This is a genomic window from Paenibacillus sp. 1-18 (assembly GCF_000520755.1).
Lineage (GTDB): Bacteria > Bacillota > Bacilli > Paenibacillales > Paenibacillaceae > Paenibacillus > Paenibacillus brasilensis.
The window spans coordinates 1-4288 of sequence record NZ_ASSB01000401.1; the positions used below are offsets into that span (position 1 = coordinate 1).

At 43.2% G+C, this 4288-nt stretch carries 5 protein-coding genes; all 5 read right to left on the reverse strand.

Annotation, left to right across the window (positions count from 1 at the left end; translation table 11 throughout):
* Positions 1–67 precede the first annotated feature (67 nt).
* Entirely contained in the window at positions 68–1063 is a 996-nt protein-coding gene (locus tag L693_RS0127020) for a GH25 family lysozyme (RefSeq protein ID WP_025721578.1), read from the reverse strand.
* Entirely contained in the window at positions 1041–1544 is a 504-nt protein-coding gene (locus L693_RS0127025; RefSeq protein ID WP_025721579.1) for a phage holin family protein, read from the reverse strand. The genes L693_RS0127020 and L693_RS0127025 overlap by 23 nt, the downstream gene beginning before the upstream one ends.
* Complete coding sequence (locus L693_RS0127030; RefSeq protein WP_025721580.1) at positions 1519–1740, reverse strand: hypothetical protein; 222 nt, start codon at positions 1738–1740, stop codon at positions 1519–1521. Before L693_RS0127030 ends, L693_RS0127025 begins: the two co-directional genes overlap by 26 nt.
* Positions 1741–2140: 400 nt before the next feature.
* Positions 2141–2731 carry a stalk domain-containing protein gene (locus L693_RS0127040; RefSeq protein ID WP_025721581.1) on the reverse strand — a complete coding sequence of 197 codons (591 nt, stop codon included), beginning with the start codon at positions 2729–2731 and terminating at the stop codon, positions 2141–2143.
* A gap of 74 nt (positions 2732–2805) precedes the next feature.
* On the reverse strand, positions 2806–4288 hold a 1483-nt coding region (locus L693_RS0127045), incomplete at its 5' end, for a phage tail protein (RefSeq protein ID WP_025721583.1).

A 4288-nucleotide genomic window follows, 5' to 3' on the forward strand; every position in this document is an offset into this window, starting at 1 on the left:
ACACCCGCAGCGGCTGTGACGATGGTATTTACATATGGTTGTACGGTTTCGATAATTGTTTGCATGATTACTTATCTCCTTTCATTTTAAGACCAGCAATTTTATTTTTAGCATCCCATGAAATCTCAGCCCCGTAAGATTCCGCAATGGGCCGCAATTGTACATAAGCAATTCCATCAACCAATTTAACTGATTGCAATTTGCGATTATTCAGGTATGCGACCTTTTTAGCATTATCCCAACGTAAAGGGATACCAAGAGCATTCGCCAGCACGCGCAATGGAACGTGAGTCTTTCCATCAAACAGCAGTGCTTTACCCACATTCTCTCCGTTAATCTGGAATGATCCATCCGCAACAGTCGCAGGTTCTTCTTTAGGTACGGAAGGCTTCTTGCTAAACCGCGTCCGAAGATCATTTACCGTACCGTCAAATTCATTCAGGTCGACAGGTCCGGCGATACCAGCCACCTTACGCGTGCCGGACGGCAATGTGCCGCCAGCGGAACCATCGCTATACTGCCAAAAGTCCCAGTGTGACCATCCGGACGCGCCGGACGGAACTTGTGTAGCGCTGTATCGGGCAATCCATAACGGATAATCTGACAAACCAGTAAAATTGCCGATAAATGACGGATATGTGTACACGATAGGTCGCACTCCGGTAAGGCGTTCGACTTCCACCAGAAACGCTTTGGCGACCGCTGTAACCGCTGCTTTTGATAAGCCAGACTTATTGGACTCATAATCCATTACAGGCGGTAGATCTAAAGCTCCAATGCCTCCGGCTGAATCAATGGCGCTCACAAAGTTTGCAGCTTCCTTTCGGGCATCTTCTGGCGTTATGGCAGAGTCGTCTACATAGTGATAGGCTCCTACCAGGACGCCGACAGCTCGCGCAGCCTGAGCGTTACCTATGAACGTTTTGTCCCGGTATGATTTCCCCTGACTGGCCTTGATGAAAGCAAACGATATACCATCATCTTTCACTGCCTTCCAGTCAATCTTCTCTTGATAACGGGATACGTCAATTCCTTGAGCATTACCTTTTTTCCTTGCTTGCATCTTCCTTATCCCCTTCCTGACTTCCGCTTTTACTTTTCAGAACCTCAACCGCTTGCCGGATCACTGGTGGTATTGGCGCTCCAAGCCTGCCTCCATTCTCAAGAATCGAAAGCAGCTCATTTGCCATATAAAAATAGGCGACCGCATCCCGAAAGAGGTGCGAATCGCCTAAGACTCCATCAATCAGATGGGATACAGCAACCATTGCAAAAATAAATACCTTTCGAGCAATGCCGATCAGACCGATCTTGCTTTTCAAACCCGGTCCGGTTCCCTTCTTACCTTCTGCACCAGCTGCGAACAGCCCTGTCACATAATCAATAATGACCAGTGCAAGCAAAACCCCCAACACTCCCGACCATCCACCGTAAAAATACGTTATAGCGCTGCTTCCTAAAGCAGTACCGAACTTAAAAACCTCCCACTTATCCAACCTTCTTCCCCCGTCTCTCTGTTCAGGAAACTTTTCCTGAGCTATCATCGTTTACTTTCTGTCCCTTCTCTTCTTGAGACTGTATCTCTGCTAAAGCATTTCCTACAGCCATATCCAAACCCATAAGTATGTCTTTCCGGCGTACTGGTTGTGAAGCAATAACAGCAGAAATGACCTCAGTCAATTCTTCAACTGGCCTTGTTAGATCCAGTTGTATATCCAATGTAGATTTTATTTTTGCCACCTTTATAATCACCTCCTTAGAACGCGAAATAAGCCCCTGAGTTATCAGAGGCTTCCATACTTGTATCTTAAATTGGTTCTATTGCTATAACACTGCGGATTTAGAGGTTAATTCAAAATTAATGTCGAATCAAGTATATAAACTTACAATGAAAGGGAATGGTAGTTTGTTGAGAGACATATTTCTGTATACATCCTCTGTATTGGGAATCATCGCGTTTTTCTTTATGATAATTCAATACGTGAATATTTCTTAGAGGATTACCGTTCGATCACACCAAGTATAAGTTCATCTTCTTGTCTCCAAAGAAAAAAGCCTCCAAGCGAACCGAAAAACGCTGCCGCTCCACCAAAGTATCTAAAGAATTCATATAGCATCATGATTAATCACCCTTTCTATTTTATTGTTTGCCAGAAAGGGTTTTGTCAATCTCTTCAATCTCTTTTTTTGATTTCTCTATAATCCCCTCAAGTTGAGCGATTTGATCTTTGGTTGCTTGTATATTTTTATCAGTAATAGCTAATATTTTAGCATCATTGGTTACCTTTTCACGGCCTTTTTGAGCAATTTCAAGTTCTTTAAGCTGGTCTTCAATCCCTTTTTGATTAGCGACTATATTTTCTTCAAGCTCTTTTTTTCTCTCGCTTAATTTTTGAGCGTACCAATTATCATTCTTATTGTTCGAAGAAGTTACAGTTGCCTCAACACTTGTTTCAGAAGAGGACTTTGAATCTGTAGTAATCTGAATAGTTTTTCCGTCCACCTTTAGACCAGCCCCTAATGAGTCGGATACGGCGCGAAGAGGAACATGCGCTTTTCCATCTACGATAATAGCGTTCTCAGCCAAAGAGCTGCCATTAACCTTCACCGTGTACTCTCCCGCAACCGTTTGTCCAACCAATGATTTTATTTGATCTGCAAAAGCGCTACCTGTTGTTGTGATAACAGCGCCAATAAGCACGCCTCCAAGCAAATAGGACCATTTTTTCATTACTACAACCTCCGAAATAGTATATTTGTCCTAATATTACCACTAGACAGAGACAATAGTAAATATTTATCATCTTATTCGCTCGAACTGCTTCCTCCCGTCGGGATGTTGACGGTAGCGACAGTACGTGCTGCACTATACAATTTCAAGTTCCTACTCGAAGGATCGAATGATGCATTCGTAATCATGTCGGTAAACAACTGACCATAAATTCCCGAAATTCTTGATTCAATTTCTGATAATTTATTCGAAAGATCGGTTACACTGTTTAACGGCAATCTAAGGCCATTTACAGTAGCGCTACTAAAATCAATCTCCCCTCTGAAATAAACCATATCATCGGTAGATTGAATATATACTCCCGCCATATTCCCCAAATGAAAACCATCCGAATCTCCAAAAACCGATCCTCTTGGACTTCCGTTGTCCATAAACAGCAAAGCTCCACCGTCTCCTGATTGACCTAAAGAAATAGCTTCTCCTCCACGAGAGTTATAGGCCGTTAATCCGGTAGAGTTTATTTCAATGCGGCGCCCATCTTTTGCTGTTCTGAACAAGGCACCTGTAATAATACCGCCTTCTATTTCATTACCGATCAGTTTACTACCACGTATTGTACTTGCATTAATTGTACTGGCCTTAATATCTGAAGCATTCATTTCTGAGTTATCAATTTGGCCTGTGAGCTTAATTGATCTAGCTACTACATTGCCCTGCATGTCTACCCTGAACGGCGCAATAGTATAATCGTCGTTTCCGGCACTAATTCCGTTGGTATTGATTTTGGTAACATTATTACCGCTACCAATTACTAAGGATACAAAGTTGCCAAGTTGCCCGACAATCTGCTCAGCTACCACCCCGCGCGCTGTAATAGCCGTTCTTGCCGTTTTGCCCCCATCTGTTGTCAGAACAACACCGTTTGAAGTCATGATAACCTGATTCAGTGCATTGGTCTGATCTTGCAAGACAATGCCGCGCTGATCGTACTTGATTTCCGTTTTTGAATTATCAATATCTATCACAGCCTGCTTGGCAAAAGACTCAAAAACCTCCGTCCGGATCTTACCATTGGAAAACAAATTATTGATAATATTCTTATTCCGTTCCAGGTCACTGATAATGTCCGCATAGTCACGTAAATTGACATTGGATATGGTAGGTTCGCTGTGTTTGTCACGGCTATATGGATACTCTGTAAGTTCTGTAATCCTGGCTTTGAGTTTGTTCATATTCATTGCTGGGTCAATACACATTACAGCATCACCCAAATGTGGCTCTGGTTCCGAGTTATCAATTTTAAACAAGTCTGCCGTTGATACAGTTACCTCCAGCGTTACATTTTCCTGTTCGGCAAGAGCCTTCCGCGTAGCCTTCAACAAGTCCTCCGGTTCCTCTATGTCCTGCTCTATAATCTCGCCATCGTAAAACGGCACGGAATCACTGGCCCAATATTGTGCGTATGGTGATATCAAATAGTTCACCGCCAGCTTTCCGTTTACAATCGTTCCCGGTACACCGGAAAGCAAGCTCCGCTCCTCGTCCGTCAGTTTGGAC